The organism is Agrobacterium vitis (genome assembly GCF_014926405.1).
GTDB lineage: Bacteria > Pseudomonadota > Alphaproteobacteria > Rhizobiales > Rhizobiaceae > Allorhizobium > Allorhizobium vitis_H.
The window spans coordinates 777,146-796,417 of the sequence record NZ_JACXXJ020000003.1 but is presented as its reverse complement, the minus strand read 5'-3'; the positions used below and the strand labels follow the sequence as shown (position 1 = coordinate 796,417).

At 58.9% G+C, this 19,272-nt stretch carries 18 protein-coding genes; 8 read left to right on the top strand and 10 right to left on the bottom strand.

Annotated features, from left to right (window positions below; all coding sequences use genetic code 11):
* Nucleotide 1: 1 nt before the first annotated feature.
* The 6 genes from IEI95_RS04990 (at nucleotide 2) to IEI95_RS04965 (ending at nucleotide 5,682) form a co-directional block, all read left to right on the top strand.
* A complete protein-coding gene (locus IEI95_RS04990) occupies nucleotides 2-1,132 on the top strand; it encodes an FAD-dependent oxidoreductase (RefSeq protein WP_156532662.1) in 1,131 nt (376 codons plus the stop codon).
* A 143-nt stretch (nucleotides 1,133-1,275) separates the two neighbouring features.
* Nucleotides 1,276-2,394 carry an MFS transporter gene (locus IEI95_RS04985; RefSeq protein ID WP_156532663.1) on the top strand — a complete coding sequence of 373 codons (1,119 nt, stop codon included), beginning with the start codon at nucleotides 1,276-1,278 and terminating at the stop codon, nucleotides 2,392-2,394.
* Nucleotides 2,391-2,972 carry a cupin domain-containing protein gene (locus IEI95_RS04980; protein ID WP_156532664.1) on the top strand — a complete coding sequence of 194 codons (582 nt, stop codon included), beginning with the start codon at nucleotides 2,391-2,393 and terminating at the stop codon, nucleotides 2,970-2,972. The genes IEI95_RS04985 and IEI95_RS04980 overlap by 4 nt, the downstream gene beginning before the upstream one ends.
* A gap of 39 nt (nucleotides 2,973-3,011) precedes the next feature.
* On the top strand, nucleotides 3,012-3,989 hold the full coding sequence (locus IEI95_RS04975) for a fumarylacetoacetate hydrolase family protein (protein ID WP_194416083.1): 978 nt from the start codon (nucleotides 3,012-3,014) through the stop codon (nucleotides 3,987-3,989).
* Entirely contained in the window at nucleotides 3,989-4,909 is a 921-nt protein-coding gene (locus IEI95_RS04970; RefSeq protein WP_194416081.1) for an NAD-dependent epimerase/dehydratase family protein, read from the top strand. The genes IEI95_RS04975 and IEI95_RS04970 overlap by 1 nt, the downstream gene beginning before the upstream one ends.
* Entirely contained in the window at nucleotides 4,906-5,682 is a 777-nt protein-coding gene (locus IEI95_RS04965) for a cyclase family protein (RefSeq protein WP_194416079.1), read from the top strand. The genes IEI95_RS04970 and IEI95_RS04965 overlap by 4 nt, the downstream gene beginning before the upstream one ends.
* 83 nt (nucleotides 5,683-5,765) lie before the next feature.
* On the opposite strand, the gene IEI95_RS04960 is transcribed toward IEI95_RS04965, so the two are convergent.
* Nucleotides 5,766-7,076, bottom strand: a complete 1,311-nt coding sequence (locus IEI95_RS04960; RefSeq protein ID WP_194416077.1) for an ABC transporter ATP-binding protein — start codon at nucleotides 7,074-7,076, stop codon at nucleotides 5,766-5,768.
* 81 nt (nucleotides 7,077-7,157) lie between these two features.
* The gene (locus tag IEI95_RS04955; protein ID WP_194416075.1) at nucleotides 7,158-8,891 is read right to left on the bottom strand and encodes an ABC transporter permease; all 1,734 of its coding nucleotides are present in this window, start codon (nucleotides 8,889-8,891) and stop codon (nucleotides 7,158-7,160) included.
* Between the two features lie 324 nt (nucleotides 8,892-9,215).
* On the opposite strand from IEI95_RS04955, the gene IEI95_RS04950 reads away from it, so the two are divergent.
* The gene (locus IEI95_RS04950; RefSeq protein ID WP_194416073.1) at nucleotides 9,216-10,286 is read left to right on the top strand and encodes a sensor histidine kinase; all 1,071 of its coding nucleotides are present in this window, start codon (nucleotides 9,216-9,218) and stop codon (nucleotides 10,284-10,286) included.
* Nucleotides 10,283-10,921 (top strand): response regulator transcription factor, encoded by a 639-nt coding sequence (locus IEI95_RS04945; RefSeq protein WP_156532671.1) that lies wholly within the window; start codon nucleotides 10,283-10,285, stop codon nucleotides 10,919-10,921. Before IEI95_RS04950 ends, IEI95_RS04945 begins: the two co-directional genes overlap by 4 nt.
* Before the next feature lie 54 nt (nucleotides 10,922-10,975).
* Here IEI95_RS04945 and IEI95_RS04940 read toward each other — a convergent pair whose 3' ends face one another.
* The 8 genes from IEI95_RS04940 to IEI95_RS04905 form a co-directional block, all read right to left on the bottom strand.
* Nucleotides 10,976-11,881, bottom strand: coding sequence for a sugar phosphate isomerase/epimerase family protein (locus tag IEI95_RS04940; protein WP_156532672.1), 906 nt, complete (start codon nucleotides 11,879-11,881; stop codon nucleotides 10,976-10,978).
* On the bottom strand, nucleotides 11,878-13,023 hold the full coding sequence (locus tag IEI95_RS04935) for a sn-glycerol-3-phosphate import ATP-binding protein UgpC (RefSeq protein ID WP_194416071.1): 1,146 nt from the start codon (nucleotides 13,021-13,023) through the stop codon (nucleotides 11,878-11,880). Before IEI95_RS04935 ends, IEI95_RS04940 begins: the two co-directional genes overlap by 4 nt.
* Nucleotides 13,024-13,063: 40 nt before the next feature.
* Nucleotides 13,064-13,951, bottom strand: coding sequence for an ABC transporter permease subunit (locus tag IEI95_RS04930; protein WP_194416070.1), 888 nt, complete (start codon nucleotides 13,949-13,951; stop codon nucleotides 13,064-13,066).
* Between the two features lie 7 nt (nucleotides 13,952-13,958).
* On the bottom strand, nucleotides 13,959-14,849 hold the full coding sequence (locus tag IEI95_RS04925) for a carbohydrate ABC transporter permease (RefSeq protein ID WP_060717357.1): 891 nt from the start codon (nucleotides 14,847-14,849) through the stop codon (nucleotides 13,959-13,961).
* 76 nt (nucleotides 14,850-14,925) lie between these two features.
* Nucleotides 14,926-16,269, bottom strand: a complete 1,344-nt coding sequence (locus tag IEI95_RS04920; protein ID WP_071205959.1) for an extracellular solute-binding protein — start codon at nucleotides 16,267-16,269, stop codon at nucleotides 14,926-14,928.
* A 184-nt stretch (nucleotides 16,270-16,453) separates the two neighbouring features.
* Complete coding sequence (locus tag IEI95_RS04915; protein ID WP_012653860.1) at nucleotides 16,454-17,296, bottom strand: ABC transporter permease; 843 nt, start codon at nucleotides 17,294-17,296, stop codon at nucleotides 16,454-16,456.
* Between the two features lie 3 nt (nucleotides 17,297-17,299).
* Entirely contained in the window at nucleotides 17,300-18,178 is an 879-nt protein-coding gene (locus IEI95_RS04910) for an ABC transporter permease (RefSeq protein WP_156532675.1), read from the bottom strand.
* On the bottom strand, nucleotides 18,175-19,272 hold the full coding sequence (locus tag IEI95_RS04905) for an ABC transporter ATP-binding protein (RefSeq protein ID WP_156532676.1): 1,098 nt from the start codon (nucleotides 19,270-19,272) through the stop codon (nucleotides 18,175-18,177). The genes IEI95_RS04910 and IEI95_RS04905 overlap by 4 nt, the downstream gene beginning before the upstream one ends.

Genomic DNA, 19,272 nt, shown 5'->3' with positions numbered 1-19,272 from the left:
CATGAATTCGGGTATCAAGAAAATCCTGATTATCGGCGGTGGTTTTTCGGGAATGACTGCGGCACTTCAGCTGTCGCGAGAGGGGTTTGAGGTCGATCTCGTGGAAATCGATGCAGGATGGCGCTCCTATGGGGCAGGCATCAGCCTGCACGGCTCGACGCTCAGGGTGCTGCGCCAACTCGGCCTCCTGGATCGATTCATGGAAGAGGGTTATGCCAGTGACGGCGTGCACTTACGCGGGCCTGACGATGCCGTGCTCTTCACGCTGCCAACCCCCCGGGTGGCTGGCGACGATATTCCCGGCGGCGGCGGCATCATGCGCCCGGCGCTTGCCAAAATCCTGTCGGAGGCGGTGCGGGCTTCCACGACCAAGGTTCGGCTAGGCGTGACATTTACCGACATCGTCCAGAACGAAGACGGAGTACAGGTCAGCTTTAGCGACGGCAGTTCAGACCGGTTCGATCTCGTCATCGGGGCGGACGGGCTGTTTTCCGCTGTCCGTTCCAAGACGTTTCCTCATGCGCCAAAGCCCCGTTTCATCGGCCAGTCGGTCTGGCGCGCTGTTCTGCCAAGACCGGAGCAGCTGGAAACCATCACCATGTGGATGGGTCCGAAACTCAAGGTCGGCTTGAATGGCGTCAACAAAACCCAAGCCTATCTGTTCCTGACCGAAGACCGCCCCACCAATGACTTCGTGGCTCCGGAGCTTTTCGTCGATACCCTGCGCGGCTTGATGGAGCGCTTCAGCTCGCCAATCATCCAAGGAATCGCCAAGCAATTGTCGGCGGAGCACCAGATCATTTACCGGCCACTGGAGCAGATGTTGCTGCCGCGTCCTTGGTTTCAGGGACGGGTGGTGCTGATCGGCGACGCCGTTCATGCCACGACACCGCATCTGGCCGCCGGTGCCTGTATCGGCATCGAGGATGCCATGGTGCTGGCCGAGGAACTGGTGAAGGGCAGCGATGTCGATGGCGCGCTTGCCGCTTTCGAGGCAAGGCGCTGGGAGCGGTGTCGGATGGTGGTCGAGAATTCGGGCCGTCTGGCCGATATCGAGATCCATGGCGGCAGCCGTGATGAGCATGCCTCAATCATGAAAGTTTCGATGAAAACCCTGGCGGAAGCGATCTGACACCAGAATTCATTACAAGTGATAGTCGATACTCAATTTTAAAATTACTTAAATTATTGATTTTATTAGAATATTTTCGACGGCGTTCCGATTGGGAGATCGGACGCTTTTGTCGGCGCATGAAAAGAACCGGAGGAGATTGAATGTCAGGACAGAAATTTGGAGTGGCCGGGTCGATTGCCCTCGTCATCGGTCACTTCTCGGGCATGCTTGACTTGATTGCTCTTCCCGTCTGGGTTGGCGCGCTTGTCGAACGCTTCGGGTTCAGCCCGCAACAGGCCGGCGGGATCGTCACCTTGTTCCTGGTCGGTGCAGTTGTTGCGAGCCTCATTGTCGCGCCTCGTTTCAACCAGATGAACCAGAGGCTCTGGGCCTCCACGGCTTTTGCCGTTGCCGCTGCCGCTTTTTGGGGCGCATCGAGAGAGACGGCTTTCCTTCCTCTTGCTCTCCTGCATTTGATTGCCGGTTTTGCCGTTGGGACGGCCCTTTCCATGGTGCATGGAACGATCGGCCAGGCGACCAATCCGCATCGGCTATTTGCCATGGCAGGCATAGCCCTTGGACTTTTCGCCATTGTTCTGCTGGCAGCCATTCCGCAGCTGTTGATCGTCTATGGCGGTTCAGTTCTCTTCTATGTGTTCACCGGTATCATGGTGATTGCCGCCCTTACCTCTACGTTCCTGTTTCGCAATCCCGTCCATGCCGTTGAACCAGAGAAGAGGCCCTTTAGCCGGGCGATGTGGTTCACGATCTTTGGCATCAGCATCCTGACCTTCAACCAATCCATGGTATTTTCCTTCGTTGAGGTCATCGGTAAATCGCGCGGGTTTTCCGCAGAAAGCGTGCTGGCCGTTCTCATCGCGTTGGGCTGCGTCAACTTCATATTGCCGTCTCCACTGGCGGCTTTTTTGCAGACCCGCGTTTCCGCCACGACTGTCACCCAGATTGGACCGGCGGTGCAGGTCATTCTGGCAATCATCGTGACCTCGGTCACCGTTTTTCCGGTCTGGGCGGTCGCGGCCTCCCTGTTCGTCTCCGTGCAGATCTTCACGCATAACTTTGCGTTCGGTCGTCTGGCAAAACTCGATCCGACCGGACGTGCCGTTGCAGCGACCCCGGCGATGCTGATGGTGGGGGCCGCACTTGGCCCCATTGTCGGCGGTGCATTGGGCGAAAATTTTGGCTTCGCGGCGCTGGGCGTGACGGCTGTGGCGGTCGGCGCGGTCTCTATTGGCTTCTTTACCAAGGCGAAAACAGCATGACACAATTTCCTGACATTACCCGTATCGTTACCGGCCATGCGAGCGATGGCCGCTCCATCCTCAGCGAAGTCGGGCCTTTGCCCAAGGTGGTTGAAATCGATGCCATTCCTGGCACTGTGTTTCACGAAGTGTGGTCAACAGGCGAAAGCCCTGTGCGGATTGACAATGGGGCCGATCCAACACTCGGTCCTCTTATCCTTCCCCCTCCAGCTGGTGGCACGCGCATCCGTTTCGTCGATATTCCGCCGGATACCGAGGATTTTTTGAAAACCGGTGCGGAGCGAATGAACGTGGCCTTCGAGCAACTGGGCGACAAGGCTGCCTCTACGGTGGAGGAACATTCCCCGCATCCGCTGATGCATCGCACGGAATCGGTTGATTATGGCATTGTCATTGAAGGCGAGATGACGCTGGTGCTTGATGATGGCGAGGTGCTTTTGAAGCAGGGGTCTGTCGTCATCCAGCGTGGCACCAATCATGCCTGGGCCAATCGGTCCGGAAAACCCTGCCGGATGCTCTTCATCCTTGTCGCAGGGGTCTACGACCCCGCTATCGCCGCAAGTCTTGCCGGACGATGATAGCCGGGTGCCACTAATAACAGCAGGAACGAGGTCATCATGAAGTTTGCAACCTATCACGATGGAAGCCGCGACGGCCAACTTTGGATCGTTTCGCGTGATCTGAAACGGGCCGTTCCGGCCACCGGCATCGCTTTGTCCTTGCTCGCCGCTCTGGAGAATTGGGATGCCGTCGCTCCCCGCCTTCTCGAGCTGTATGAACGGCTCAATGCAGGGAACGAACCCTTTGCCACCAGCTTCCAGCCGGAACGGTGTCTGGCACCCTTGCCGCGTGCGCCGCAATGGTTGGATGCGTCGGCTTTCCTCAATCATGGCCGGTTGATGGATAAAGCCTTCGATAATCCTGTTAACCCGGATTTCGAGACAGTGCCCTTGATCTATCAGGGGGCAAGCGACGATTTCCGCGGGCCGCTGGCAGGCGTGGAGTTTCTCGACGACGCGCTGCTGATCGACATGGAAGGCGAGTTCGGCGTTATTCTTGCCGATGTGCCAATGGGTGTGACACCGGAAAAAGCCATTGATCACGTGCGCCTGTTGGTGCAGATCAACGATTGGTCGCTGCGTGCTCTTGGGCCGCGCGAGATGCGGGCGGGCTTCGGGTTTCTCCAAGCCAAACCATCGACGGCCTTTGCACCGGTCGCCATCACGCCGGATGAGATCGGGCGGCATTGGTCCAAGGGCCGGGTCGGCCTGCCGCTGCACGTGGAGATCAACGGACGACGGGTTGGGGATGCCCATGGCAGCGAAATGCATTTCTCCTTCGGTGAATTGATCGCTCATTGCGCCCGTAGTCGGCGTTTATCGGCTGGAACCATTCTGGGTTCCGGCACAGTGTCCAATGCAGATCGGGCCGCCGGTTCGTCGTGCATTTCCGAAATCCGGGTGATCGAACTTCTGGATGAAGGCAATGCGCGCACGCCCTTTCTGACCTGGGGGGATCGTGTGCGGATGGAGGCGCGGCTGCCGGATGGGACAACGCCTTTCGGGGTGATTGATCAGGCGGTGGTGAAGGCCTGATGCGCATTCTTGTCACCGGTGCGGATGGTTTTCTCGGGCGCGGGCTTGTGGCTCGCCTCCCACTTGCGGTTCACCATGCAAAGCGGATCGTTGTCACAGACCGAGCCTTTGCTCAACCTGTCCCTGACGGGATCGAGGCGTTGGTCGGTGATCTCGGCGATCCCGGTTTTCTGGACACATTGCTGGAACCCGGTTTCGATCTGGTCTTCCATCTGGCCAGTGTTCCCGGAGGACTTGCCGAGCGCGAACAGGCGCTGGGACATGGTGCAAACCTGCTTGCGCCGATTGCTTTGGCGCAAGGTGTCGCACTTCGCCAGCCCGGCGCGAGGCTGGTGTTTGCCTCTTCCATCGCCGTCTATGGTGCGCTTGGAGCGGCAACCGTCACGGCGCAGACGCTTGCCGCGCCGCAGCTGACCTATGGCGCCCATAAGCTGATGACCGAAATTCTGCTATCCGACCTGACGCGACGCGGTGCGCTTTCAGCCATCAGTCTGCGGTTTCCCGGCATTGTCGCACGGCCTGCGACCGACAGCGGGCATGGCTCCGCCTTTATGAGCCTGCTTTTCCATCGGATTGCTGCTGGGGAAGCCTATGCCTGTCCGGTTCCGGCCAGCAGCACCTGCTGGTGGGTCTCGCGTCAGGCTGCGGTGGATATGCTGCTGCATTCAGCTGAGCTGAAGGATAGCGCCGTAACCGTTGTGCAGCCGCCGGTGCTGTTTGCAACGGCTGGCGAGGTGGCCACTGCGGTCGCCCGTCACGTGGGCAAAACCGCATTGGTCGAATGGGGCGAGGACGACAGGCTCCGCCGCCTGTTTGGTGCCATGCCGCCGCTTGATGCTGCCACGGCGTTGGCGGCAGGCTTCAAGGCCGATGTTGATCTCGATGCGCTTGCTAAAGCTGCAATTTCAGGAGAGTCATGATGAAGATTATTGATCTGTCCGTTGCTATTGAAAACGATATTCCCGCCGATCCGCCGGGCCTTGGTCCCCAAATCACCTACACGAACCACGCGGAAGGCTCGGAAGAGGTTTTGCGCTTCTTCCCCGGTCTCGACATTGCCGACGTGCCCGGTGGGGAGGGCTGGGCAGTCGAACAGCTGAACCTGACCGCCCATGCCGGTACGCATCTTGATGCGCCCTGGCATTTCGCTTCTACGATGAATAATGGCGAGCGCGCCTGGACCATTGATGAAGTGCCGCTCGACTGGTGCATCCGTCCCGGCGTCAAGCTGGATCTGCGGCATTTGCCGGATGGCTCAATCGCAACGGCAGCCGATCTTCAGTCAGCCTTGGCCGTTTCAGGCCATACACTCCAGCCTTTCGATGTGGTGCTGGTCAACACCGCTGCTGGTGCCGCCTATGGGCGACCGGATTATCTGGGCCGTGGCTGTGGCATCGGACGCGAGGCCACCCACTGGCTGATGGCGCAAGGCGTCCACATCGCTGGAACCGACGCCTGGTCCTGGGATGCGCCCTTTCCGGTCACGGCCAAACGGTTTGCGGAAACCAGGGATGCAGGGTTGATCTGGGAAGGCCATAAAGCTTCCCGCGAAGGCATTTTCCTGCATATGGAAAAGCTGACAAGGCTTGAGGAATTGCCGGGGTCAGGCTTCACCGTGTCCTGCCTGCCTGTGAAGATCAAGGGCGGGTCGGCTGGCTGGTGCCGTGCCGTGGCGATTTTCCCGGAGGGTTAAGAGTATTTCGTCCGATGCCCAACCTGCAGCGCCCGCCGTCATAAAAGACACGGGCGCAGCATTTCAAATCGTGGCTGTTCAGCCTATTCCGGGTTTTCCAGGCTGAACATTTCGGTGCGTTCGTCATAGGCGAACAATTCGGCATAACGCGCCCAGGAGACGATGGTCTTCAAGGTATCGTCGGCGTAGGATTCGCTCATGTAATCCTCCAGCTCGTTGCGGAACCGCGCTGCCGGTGCTGTATGGCTTGGCCGTTCATCCAGAACCCGGCGGATCAGGCCCATCAAAGGCACATAGCTGACCAGATGCTCGGCAAACAGCTTTTTGCGGGCATCGGTTTCCAGATGGGCAAAGTGGGTTCCGGCCTCGGTCAACACCAGATCGCCTTCGCTCAGATGGGCAAAGCGCAAAAGCTGGAGCGCTTCACCGAGATGAAACAGCTCGTCGGCCTCCAGTTGCAACTGTCCGGCCAGTACCGGAAGATCGGCGCGGCCATGATAGGGTGCGCCTGCGAGCGCTTCGATCAGGCCCGACAGGATATTGGTCGAAACCGGCTCCAGCACCATGCCCATGCCGGTGCCGGGAATGCCGTCCATGGCGGGCAGGCGCGGTTCGGCGCGCGCTGTCATCAGCGCATAGATGCTGTCCACGAGCTGGCGGAACACCGGGTCAAGCCGGTTGCGCGGATGCGGCAGATCGACCTTCAATTCGCGCGCCACCCGGCCCGGATTGGAGGAAAACACCAGGATGCGGTCGCACATCAGCACCGCTTCCTCGATATTGTGGGTGACGATCAGCACGGATTTGATTGGCAGACGGCCCTCGATCCACAGGTCGATCATGTCGGTGCGCAGGGTTTCGGCGGTCAGCACGTCGAGGGCGGAAAAGGGCTCATCCATCAACAGCAGATCGGGATGGACAACCAGGGCGCGGGCAAAGCCGACACGCTGGCGCATGCCGCCGGACAGCTCTTTCGGATAGGCGTTTTCAAACCCGTCGAGGCCTATCAGGTCGATGGCGGCCAAGGCAAGCGAGCGGCGCTCAGTGCGGTCTACGCCTTTGGCTTCCAGGCCGAGTTCGACATTCTGAAGCACTGTCAGCCAGGGAAACAGGGCAAAGGATTGAAAAACCATGGAGATGCCGGGCGGCGGCCCATCGATTTCGGTGCCGCGATAGCGGGCGCTGCCCGAAGACGGCGTCAGCAACCCGGCAATGATGCGCAGCAACGTCGATTTGCCTGAGCCGGAGCGGCCGAGCAAGCCGACGATTTCGCCTTCCTTGATGGCGAGATCGACGTTTTCGAGCACGACAACATCGTTGCCGCTGGCCTTGGGAAAGGAACGGGAGACCTGGGCGATATCGATCAGCGGGGACTTGGTGATAAGATCAAGCATGGGAACAATCCTTTTGTCGGATGACATCATGTCTGTGGTGTCAGGGAATGCCGAAACATTCGCGATTGATGGTGAACGGCATTAACCCAGGCGCAGGCGGCTTTCGCCATAGGCATAGAGCGGGCGCCAGACCAGCCGGTTGAACAGCGTCACGAAGGTACACATGACGATGATGCCGAGCACGACCCGTGGGAAATCACCAGCCGTCGTCGCATTGGCGATGTAGGAGCCAAGGCCCGGCGTGGTCAGTTGGGTATCGCCCCAGCTTGCCACTTCCGCAACGATGCTGGCATTCCAGGAGCCGCCCGAAGCCGTGATGGCCCCGGTGATGTAATAGGGGAAGATGCCGGGCAGGATGACCTTGAACCACCAGCGCCAGCCGGTGATGTGGAAACTGCGGGCGGCTTCCTTGAGATCGCTTGGAAAGGCGCTGGCACCGGCGATCACATTGAACAGGATGTACCATTGCGTCCCGAGGATCATCAGCGGGCTCAGCCAGATATCGGCATTCAGCCCGAAATGCACAATCACCACCACGAAGACCGGAAAGGCGATATTGGCAGGGAAGGCCGCCAGAAACTGGGCCAGAGGCTGGACTTTCTCCGACAGCTTTGGACGAAGGCCGATCCACACGCCGACCGGCACCCAGACCACGGTTGCGATGGCCATCAGCACAATGACGCGCAACAGGGTGATGGAACCATAGAGGATAACGGTCGGGATTTCCGACCAGCCGATGCTGGCCCGCAGGTAATTGAAGCTGATATATGCTGCCCATGCGGCCATAGCCGCAATGATGCCGATCCAGATCCAGTCGATGACACGCGAGGTGGCAGAGCTGGCAGTTTTTGAACCGGTGCTCCGCAGTTTGGGGAGGCGCAAGGTCCAGAGTTGACGGGCCACCCAGTTCAGAGGCGCGAGCAGCAGGCGGGTAACACGGGCCTTGCGCAACAGGTCCAGCATCCAGGAACTGGGAGCCACGCCCGAGGCCGTGGTCTCGAAGCGGAACTTGTCGGCCCAGGCCACCAGCGGACGGAACATCAACTGGTCATAGAGAAGGATGACGGCAAGCATGGCGATGACGGCATAGAAGACCGCCAGAATGTCCTGTTGCTTGATGGCCAGCGCAACATAGGAACCGATGCCCGGCAGAGTAACCGTGGTATTGCCCACGGTGATTGCCTCGGAGGCGACGACGAAAAACCAGCCGCCGGACATCGACATCATCGTATTCCAGACCAGGCCGGGCATGGCGAAGGGCACGTCAAGCCGCCAGAAGCGCTGCCAGCCGCTCAGTTGGAAGCTGCGGGTCGCCTCTTCGAGATCCTTGGGCTGGCTGCGCATCGACTGATAGAGGCTGAAGGTCATGTTCCAGGCCTGGCTGGTGAAGATCGCAAACACCGCGGCCAGTTCTGCGCCAATCACCCGTCCGGGAAACAGGTTGAGGAAGAAGGTGACGGTAAAGGTCAGAAAGCCGAGAATCGGCACCGATTGCAGGATGTCGAGGACCGGGATCATCACCATTTCGGCACGCCGGCTTTTGGCGGCAACCGAGGCGTAGATCAGCGTGAAGACCAGCGAAAACACGATGGCTGCCAGCATGCGCAGAATAGTGCGCAGCGCATAGATCGGCAGATTGGTGGGATCGAGCGATAGCGGCGCGGCATCAAGCGCCGACAGCGGAACCGTCGTCACCCGCTCACCATAGGCAAACAGCACGATGACGCCGATAATCAGCAGCAGCGCCATCAGGTCCCAATGGTTCGGAAGATGGGAGCGGCGGATGGCAAGCGGAGCGAATTTTGGATGGATCATGGGACGGGCCTATATTTCGCAAAGCGTATCCATGAAGGATGACGCTGAAATTGTAGGGTGGGCAATTTCAGGCTTGACGGTTTGATCCGCAGATCCCCGAAGGGCCTGATAATCCTATAGAATGACAGGACACCCGACGCCACCGCGCTTAAGGAAAGGCTGGCACGGCTTAGGCATAGCCTCGATATACTTTTGTATATTCAGCCCTGCGGGACTGTCGCTGCGACGCTTTCCTGCGTAATTTGATTGGGCCGATCCGGCCCTCGATGTTTTGCGAGAGGGCGTCTACCTTTTGCGCAAAGAAACAGCCATGGCCACCGAAGGATGAAACACATTCTGTTTTCGCAGCACCAGAACCGGCCAAAACTGAGGGCGGTGTTCATCCTGTTTTTGCTGGTCTGTATCTTTGCTGCCGATACGATCACCAATTTCGAGATCGCTTTTGCGGTCTTCTATATCGCGGTCATTCTGATCGCCATCGGCTTCCTGTCGATGCGCGGCGTCGTCGCACTGGCAATGATCTGCATTGGCCTGACGGTACTGAGCTTGTTTCTCACCCGGCGCGGATCGTTCGAATCCGGGCTCATGAATTGCGGCATCAGCACCTGCGCCATTGGGGTGACGACCTATCTCGCCTTGAAAATTGTTGCCGCCCAGGCGGCTATTTATGATGCGCAGGCGCAGTTTTCCCGCATGGCGCGGTTGACGCGGCTGGGTGAACTGACGGCTTCTATCGCCCATGAGGTCAATCAGCCGCTGGCTGCCGTCGCCACCAGCGCCGATGCCTGTCGCCGCTGGCTTGATCATACGCCGCCCAATCTGGATCGTGCCCGTCAGGCGGCGGAGCGAATTGCCAGCGACGTGAAACGCGCCAGCGATGTGATTGTGCGAGTGCGCAGACTGGCCAGAAGCGAACCGCCGCAACGGGAAAGCTTCGACCTCAATGCGGCGACCACCGAGGCCATCGGCCTGGCCGAACATGAACTCGAGCGCAACAACATTGCGCTGGAGATGGCGCTTGCGGAAGACCTGCCGCCGGTGCTGGCTGATCGCATTCAGATCCAGCAGGTAATCGGCAATCTCCTGCTCAATGCCATCGAAGCCATGGCGGCCGTTCCCAGTTTCAAGCGCGAGCTTTTGATCTCGACCTTTCTCGATGGCGATGACAGGATCGTGCTTGCCGTCGCCGATTCAGGTCCCGGCATGAAACAATCGACGCTGGATCATCTGTTTGAGGCGTTCTGGACCACCAAGGAAAGCGGCATGGGCATCGGCCTTGCCATCAGCCGTTCGATCATCGAGGCGCATGGTGGACGTATTTCCGTGACGTCTGCGCATCGCATGGGGACGGTCGTTCAATTCAGCCTGCCCTTAAGCGAAGAGAATAAGGCATGATGGCCAACCCACCTCAACAGGATGAACATGAGCCGGTTGTCTATGTGATCGATGATGACGCCTCGGTGCGCGCCGCATTGGAGGATCTGCTTGCCTCCGTCGGACTTGCGGTTTGTGCCTATGGGTCGATCCAGGAATTCATGGCAATGCCGCTTGCCGATGCGCCCGGCTGCCTGGTGCTCGATGTGCGGATGCCCGGCCAGAGCGGACTTGAGTTTCACCAGCAGATGACGAAACTGGGTATACGGCTGCCGGTGATTTTCATTACCGGTCATGGTGATATCCCCATGTCGGTCAAGGCGATGAAAAACGGTGCTATCGAGTTCCTGACCAAGCCGTTTCGCGACCAGGACCTGCTGGACGCTATTCAGCAGGGCATCGAAAATGCCCGTGCGCAGCGACGACAGGATCATCTATCCTCCGGCTTGCGGGAGTTATGGCAAACGCTGACGCCGGGCGAGCGGGAGGTGATGGAACTGGTTGTTCAGGGGCGTCTCAACAAACAGATTGCTGGCGATCTCGGTGTCAGCGAAATCACCGTCAAGGTTCGCCGGGCTCAATTGATGCGCAAACTCAATGCCAAATCTGTTGCCGATCTGGTGCGGATCTGGGATCGGATTGCGGTGCCGGATTGAGAGGATAGCGCCGCGCCCTAAACAAGCGCGGCACCATTATCAGTCGTCACCAGATCAGCGCAGGTTCACCAGCTTCGCCAGTTCGCGGGCGCGGTCCAGGCAGCGGGGCTGTTGGTCGAGGAAGCGTTCGGCGCCGATTTCCATGATCAGCATGGTGTCGGGCAGGAAGGTGAGTTCGGCGAAGATCTCGTCCCAGGCAATATCGCCCCAGCCGAGCGGCAGATGCAGGTCGCCGATGCCGAGCGCAGTTGCTTCCGCGTTATGGAAGAATTCCTTCATCGTATAGGGCAGGCCAAAGCTGTCATGAACGTGGAGATGGCCGGTCACTGGTGCCATGGCGCGCAGCTGCTCGCGGAAATCCAGTCCCTTGAAGGTGGATTCGATATAGGCATGGGAGAAATCGATCAGGGCGACGACATGGTCATGGCCGATGGCCTTGACCGTTTCGGCCACTTGGCTTGGCGTCTGGCGGTACTGGCCGGTCTCGGTGGTGAAGATGTTTTCAAGCGCGATGCGCACACCATAACCCTTGGCGATATCTGCCATTTCCAGCAGCGCTTCGCGCTCCATCTTGTCGAGATCCGCGCCGTCAACACCTTCTACCGGCTGGGCGGCACCCGAATGATGGACGAGAATGCCGGCGCCAAGACGATCGCACAGTTCCAGCATGGCGCGAACCACGTTCTTTTGTAGGTGCAGATGCTCACGGTCCATGAAATTGGAGCTGACCTGGCCGTGCAAGGATAATTTCTTGAAGCTGTATTGGCTGACAATGTCAGCGACGCGCTGGGTGCGATCTTCGATAATACGGCCACCGGAGATGATTTCTTCGCCATAGATGCCGATTTCGCAGGCCGTCGCACCGGAATCGGCGATTTCGCGTAGTGAGACGTCCAGTGTCGTCAGGTCGCCCTTGCCGGTGCGATTGCAAAAGCCGATGGCAGAAATGATGTCGGTCATGAAAGAACTCCAGAGGGTTGATGCGATGGTATTTGGCTGTTGGCGAGGCTGTTTGCCGCGCCCGTCACGGGAGAAAAGTCGATCCGCTTCTGGCTCTCGGCGTCAAAGAAGTGCAATTGCTGCTGCGGGAGAAGCAGCCCGATCGTGTCACCGGCTGTCACCTGCGCTTCTTCGGGGACAGCAATGGCAAAAGGCTGGCCAGCCAATTCGCAATGGACGACGCGGCCAACACCCAGTTCTTCGACGAATTCGATGAGTGCCGGGACACCCTGGCCCTGGCTGGCAAGACGGCATTGTTCCGGGCGGATACCGACGATCACATCGCGGCCGCGCAAAGTATGGGCGACGACCGGATCGATTTCGACCGATGCACCACCGAGGCAAATGGTGGAGGTTTCCACTTCGACGCGGGCGTCGAACAGGTTCATGGCCGGGGAGCCGATAAACGAGGCAACGAACGTGGTGGCCGGGCGATGATAGATGTCGAGTGGTTTGCCAACCTGTTCCACATGGCCACGGTTCATCACCACCAGCCGGTCGGCAAGTGTCATCGCTTCCACCTGGTCATGGGTCACGAAAACCGATGTCGCTGACAGACGCTGGTGCAGTTTGCGGATTTCGGCGCGCATGGTGACGCGCAGCTTGGCGTCGAGATTGGACAGTGGTTCATCGAACAGAAACACCTTCGGCTCGCGGATGATGGCGCGGGCCATGGCGACACGCTGGCGCTGGCCACCGGAAAGAGCGGCGGGCCGACGGTCAAGATAATCCTGCAAGCCGACGATTTTTGCGGTCTCAGTAATGCGCCGGTCACGCTCGGCTTTGGCAACGCCCGCCACTTTCAGCGCGTAGCCGATATTGCCCGCCACCGACATATGCGGGTAAAGCGCGTAATTCTGAAACACCATGGCGCAACCGCGCTCACGAGGTTCCAATGTATTCACGACACGGCCATCGATAGCGATTTCGCCTGAGGTAATGTCTTCGAGCCCGGCGATCATCCGCAGCAGCGTGGATTTTCCACAGCCGGAGGGACCGAGAATGACCACGAATTCCCCTGAGCCAAACAGCAGATCTATGCCATGCAGGGTTGGTGTCTTGCCGTAGCTTTTGCGCACTGCGCGGATGTCGATATCAGCCATTGTTTTTGAACCTTGTTGTTCTTGCAGGCGCTTTTCAGCGTCACTTTTCCGTGGAGACAAGACCGCGCACGAACCAGCGTTGCAGCACGGCAACCACAACCAGCGGCGGGGCCATGATCATCAGGGAACCAGCCAGCGTGACGTTCCAATCGGGGATGCCGTTATCGGACGGCAGCAGTGAGCGCAGCGACATCATCACCGTCTTGTAGTTCGGGTCGGTCACCATCAGCAGTGGCCAGAGATACTGGTTCCAGCCATAGACGAACATGATGGTGGTCAGCGCCAGCATGTTGGTGCGCGAGAGCGGCAGCAGCATTTCAAAGAAGAAGCGGATCGGCCCGGACCCGTCCATACGTGCCGCCTCAGCCAATTCATTGGGCATGGTCATGAAAAACTGTCGGTAGAGAAAGGTGCCGGTTGCGGTGGCAATCAGCGGCAGGGTTAGACCCGCATAGGTGTTGAGCAGATTCCACTCGATCTTGATGTCGATGCCAAACAGCGTGGACAGGATGGATTTGATCGGCTGGAACAGATCAGCTGCCACCGCATAGGTGGGAACGACCCGGACTTCGAGCGGCAGCATCAGGGTGATGAACACGCCCCAGAAAAACACGTGTTTCAGCGGCGTGCGGAAAAACACGATGGCAAAGGCGGTCATGGCCGACAGCGCGACTTTTCCAAGCGTCACCAGAGCCGCCATGATCAGGCTGTTGGTCATCGCTGTGCCGAGATCGGCCCGTGACCATGCCTGTTTGGCATTGGTCAGGAACTCGCCCTGCGGCAGGAAGCTGAAGGGAATGGCGTTGACCTGCGGCATTGTCTGGCTGGCGCCAGCAATCACCACGATGAATGGTCCGATCAGCAGCAGGAAGCCCAGGACCATGATGAGATAGGTGAAGGCATTGGCAATTGGTGTGCGCTGGATCATTCCGGCCTCACTTGTAATGCACGCGCTTCTCGATGAAGCGGAACTGGATGAAGGTGCAGATCATGATCAGCCCGATCAGAATGATGCTCTGAGCCGATGCGCCGGAATAGTTGAGACCCTTGAACGCCTCATCGACGATCCTGTAGACCATGACTTCGGTGCCGTGGTTCGGTCCGCCGCCGGTCATCGAATGGACGATGCCGAAGGTGTCAGCGCCAACGAAGCCTTCCGTCATCATGGTGACGAGCAGAAAAAACAGGGTGGGTGCAAGCAGCGGCACCTGCACATCGAAGGCACGGCGCAAGGGACCAGCGCCGTCCATGGCGGCAGCTTCACTAAGCGCGCGCGGAACAGATTGAAGGCCTGCCAGCAGGAAGATGAACGTATAGCCCGACCATTTCCAGATGAAGACGATGATAACAAGCGCCAGCGCATGGCTGCCGTATTTGGCCGGATTCCACAGATCTGGAGAGAAGGAATTGACCATGGCCGCCAGCCCGCGATCGGGTGCCAGGATGAAGCGGAAGGCGATACCGGCAGCCGGTCCGGCAATGGCGAAGGGCAGGATGTAGAAAAACCGGAAGAAACCGGTTCCCGGCAATTGCCTATCGACCGCAAGCGCCAGCACAAGGCCGATGAGAATGGCGAAGAACGGCCCGACTGTCGCAAAGATCAAGCTGACATAAACTGAATTCCAGTAGAAGGGATCGGTCAGCGCGTCCTTGAAATTGGCAAAGCCGACGAATTCCGCAGCACCACCAAACGGCGGTTCGAGGGTGAAGGCCCAGTTCACCACGGCAGCCACCGGCCAATAGAAGAACAGGATGATCAGGATGATCTGCGGCAGCGCAAACAGAATAGGCAGCCACCAGTTCTTGAAAACGGCGCGTTGTTCCATGTCGTGACCAATATGCTGGAATGAAGGAGGAAGCCTGCCGATGCGGCAGGCTTCCGGGAGCAATGAGAGCTGAGGCTTAGTTCAGCTTCTGACCGGCATAGGTTTTCTCAAAGCGGCGCAGGATGGCATTGCCACGCTCGACCGTCTGGTCCAGCTGGGTCTGCACATCGGCATTCTGCATGAAGATCGCCTCAAACGAGGTCGAGACTTCCTTGCGGATCTGGGTGAAGCTACCCAGGCGGATACCGCGGCTGGTATCGGATGTCGGCGTGTAGGTCAGGCTGGCAATGGCCAGTTCACGGCCCTTGTAAGGTGCCTTATCGTAGAAACCATTGGCTTTCATGGCATCGAAACCGGTCTTGGTGACAGGAATATAGCCTGTGACCGTTGACCACCATTGCACCATATCCGGCTGCCCGAGGAAGTTGAGGAAGGCAGCAGCCCCCTTGTATTCGGCTTCCGGACGACCGGCGAGAACCCAGAGCGAAGCCCCGCCCACCAGCGAATTCTGGCGCTCGGTACCCTTCCAGACCGGCAGCATGGCGACATCCCATTTGACGTCAGCGGGCAGCGTCTTGCCGACGGTGCCGTGGTCGGCAATCGACGACTGGATCATCTGGCAGGTCTGCGAGGTGAAGGCCGGGACGACATCCATGCCGAGCTGCTTGGTCTTGACCACGAACAGCTTCTCGTCCTGCATCTTCTTGAAGAATTTCACATGGTCAACGAACTTGGTTTTGTTGAACACCAGTTCAGCATCGAGACCCTGATAGCCATTGGCCTTGGTGGCGATTGGCTGGTTGTGGATGGCGGAAAACTGTTCCAGCATCGACCATGGATCGAAATTGAAGCCCAGCGGGCATTCATAGCCAGCGGCTTTCAGCTTGCGGGCTGCTTCCTCGACATGTTCCCAGGTATCCGGCTTGAAGGTGATGCCAGCCTTCTCAAACGCGCTGACATTATAATAGAACATCGCGGTCGAGGAGTTGAACGGGAAGGACTGCAATTCGCCGCCAGCCGTGGCGTAGTAGTTTGCGATGCCACCGAAATAATTGTTCCAGTCGATCTTGTAGCCATTGTCGGCCATCAGTTTCTTGGCTGGAATAAAGGCCTTGGACAGCATCAGGTCCAGCGTGCCGGCATCGTAGATCTGGGCGATGGCTGGCTGCTTCTTGGCGCGGTAGGCGGCAATGGTGTTTTGCAGCGTGGTATCGTAATCGTTCTGAGAGGTGCAGACGATTTCGAAATTCTCCTGGCTGTCGTTGAACTTGCGGCAGGCGTCCTGGACGCGCTCGCCAAGGTCGCCGCTCAGGCCATGCCAGAACTCGAACTTGACCTTTTCGGCCATGGCCGGTGCTGCCCCCAGCGTCGTGGCAGCCAGCAGGCCGGCCAGCACGGTTTTCAAAGCGTAGTTTTTCATCGCAAATGCCTCGTTTTCAGGAAAACAATTCCGCTTTACCCCCGGAAATTGAGGGGGTTCTAACGGGCATTTATGATGGCTCGACTACGCTTCCATGACGCTGACGTGAAGATTTTTCTTCCGATTGGTGACAGGCTAATGTACAGCGCCGCGCTTTCTATATAGCGCGGTGCTGTTTATCGGTTCACGCCGCCGGTTGCTGTTTTGCCCTGGCGACGATTTGCGTCGGGCTGACGAATTGTAGGGCGATGACCAGCCAGAACAGCGTGGTGACCATATAGACCACGGCCATGGCATCAATGGATTGCGATGCGCGAACCCCGGACGCAAAGACTGCATAGTAGAGCGATACGACCAGCGTTTGCGTCGTCGGCCCGGCAATCAGGAAGGTCAACTCGAACATGGCGATGGTGCGCACCAGCACCAGCAGCAGGGCGGCCAGCATGCCCGGCAACAGTAGCGGTAGCAGGATGCGGGTGAACAGACTCCAGGTTCCAGCACCAAAGACCTTGGCAGCGGCCTCGATGCGTGGATCGATCTGCTCGATAAAGGGGATCATGACCAGGATGACGAAGGGCAGGGACGGCACGAGATTGATCAGCACCACACCCCAGAAGCTTCCGCCAAGGCCGACCTGGTAGAGGACAGTCGCCAATGGAATGCCATAGGTAAGCGGCGGCACCAGAAGCGGCAGCAGGAAGGTGAGGATGACAAGCTTTTTGCCGGGAAAATCCCGCCGGGCCAGCGCATAGGCGGTCATCACTCCGAGGAGGCCGGAAATAATCACCACCGTAAAAGTGATCTGGAAGGTGACGGCGACGACGCTGGACAGCTGAAACTCGCTCCAGGCGTCGGAATACCATCGTGTCGTCCAGCCGGTCGGCAGCCATGTACCCAGCCAACGCCGGGCAAAGGAGTTGACCACGACGGAGGCAATCACCGCCACGAGATTGAGAATGAACAGCCCGGCGAGCGCCCAGACCGCCATACGCCAGAGTTTTGAGCCGATGCCCTGATCGCGGATCATGATCTAGCCTTTCGTTCCGGCGACGGGGCCGCGATAGAAGAGGGAGCGCAAGGCCAGGATGGCTGCGACGATTGCCAGTTCGATAACGCCCATGATGATGGCGATGGCCGAGCCCAGCGAGTGGTTATATTGCTCGAAAGCGGCCTGATAGGCAGCAATCGAGATCACTCGCGTCGGCCCGGCGGGCGCACCGAGCAGGACAGCCGAGGGAAAGACTGCGAAGGCCTGCACGAAGGACAGGCAGAAGGTGACGGCAAGACCCGGCACCAGCAGCGGTAGAAACACGTTCATGAAGCGCTTGCGCGCATTGGCCCCCAATGTCGCCGCCGCCTGTTCGATGGCCGGATCGATGCCGGTGACGTAGGAGAGCGTCAACAGGAAGGCGAAGGGGAAACCTGAGATCAGCAGCGAGGCAAACACGCCCCAGTAATTGTTGGTGAGCTTGACCGGCGTATCGAGAATGCCGATCAGGATCAGGCTGCGGTTGAACCAGCCCTGGGGACCAAGAAAGGTCAAAAGACCGTCCGCAATGAAGACGGTGCCGAGCGTGACCGGCAGAACGAGAATGGTGGTCAGAAAACGCTGGCGCGTCATGAGCCGCACCCGAAAGGCAATCGGCAAGGCTAAAGCCAGATTGACCACCGTAACCGGCAATGCCAGCCAAAGCGTGGCGGAAATGGTCTTGTATTGAAACGGATCGGTGAAGAATGTGACGTAATTGGCGTACCAGGCGCCCTCCGCTGGTGTCAGCGAGTCGATGACGCCGAAGATGAACGGATAGATAAACAGAGCGAGGATGACCAGCAGGCCCGGCAGGACCAGCAGCGTCGTGCCGTCTATTCCCCTGGCTGCAAGCGAGACACGAAGCGAAGACTGGCTCATGCATCACCCTTAAAGATCAGCGCCCGGCCTTCTGCCGGACGCACGCTGGTGACGGTGCCGCGCGGCAGCAAGATATCCGAGCGAAAATGCACCTCTGCCCCGTCGCTGGCTTCCGCGGCGCCAAAATACGCTCTGCCACGATATTCCATGGATTTGATTGTCACCGGAATGCCGCTGCCATCCTGGACGGCGATCATATCCTCCGGTCTAACGCTGAGCACAGCCGCATCGCCGACCTGCACCGGTTGGCGGGGCGTGCCGACAGTGATTGCGCCCGCGGCTTCGATCTGGGCCTCATCGCCGGATACGGCTGTGATACGCCCGGCAATCCGGGTGCGAAAGCCCATGAAATCGGCGACATCGACATGGTTCGGGCGCATGTAGAGATCTTCAGGCGTGCCGATCTGGCGGATATGGCCCTGGCTCATCACCACGATCCGGTCGGCCATCGACAGTGCTTCGTCCTGATCGTGGGTGACGTAGATCGTCGTGGAGCCGATCTGGTCGTGAATGGCGCGGATATCGGCGCGCATTTCCAGCCGCAGCTTGGCATCCAGGTTGGAAAGTGGCTCATCCATCAGCACGACCGGCGGGCGGATGACGATGGCACGGGCAATGGCGACACGCTGCTGCTGGCCGCCAGAGAGTTGCCCCGGCAATTTATCCGCCTGTGAGCCGAGACGCACTAGATCGAGGGCCGCTTCGATGCGACGGTCGGCTTCCGTGCCTTTGATACCTTGCATCGAGAGGCCGAAGCCGACATTGCGCCGCACGGTCATGTGAGGAAACAGGGCGTAGCTTTGGAAAACCATGCCGAAGCCGCGCTTTTCCGGCTCCAACTGATCGATGCGCTGGCCGCCGACCCGGATTTCGCCACCCGTCAGCGGCAAGAGCCCGGCGATACAGTTCAGCGCCGTGGATTTTCCGCAGCCGGAAGGGCCGAGCAGCGCGATGAATTCGCCCGGTTCGATGGCGAGATCGATACCATCAAGCGCTTTATAGGCCCCGAAGGCACGGCGAAGGCCGACAAGCTCAAGACGCGCGCCTTGTTTGGGCTGTGTACCCGGTGTCGATAATGGGGCTGGCGAGACCAA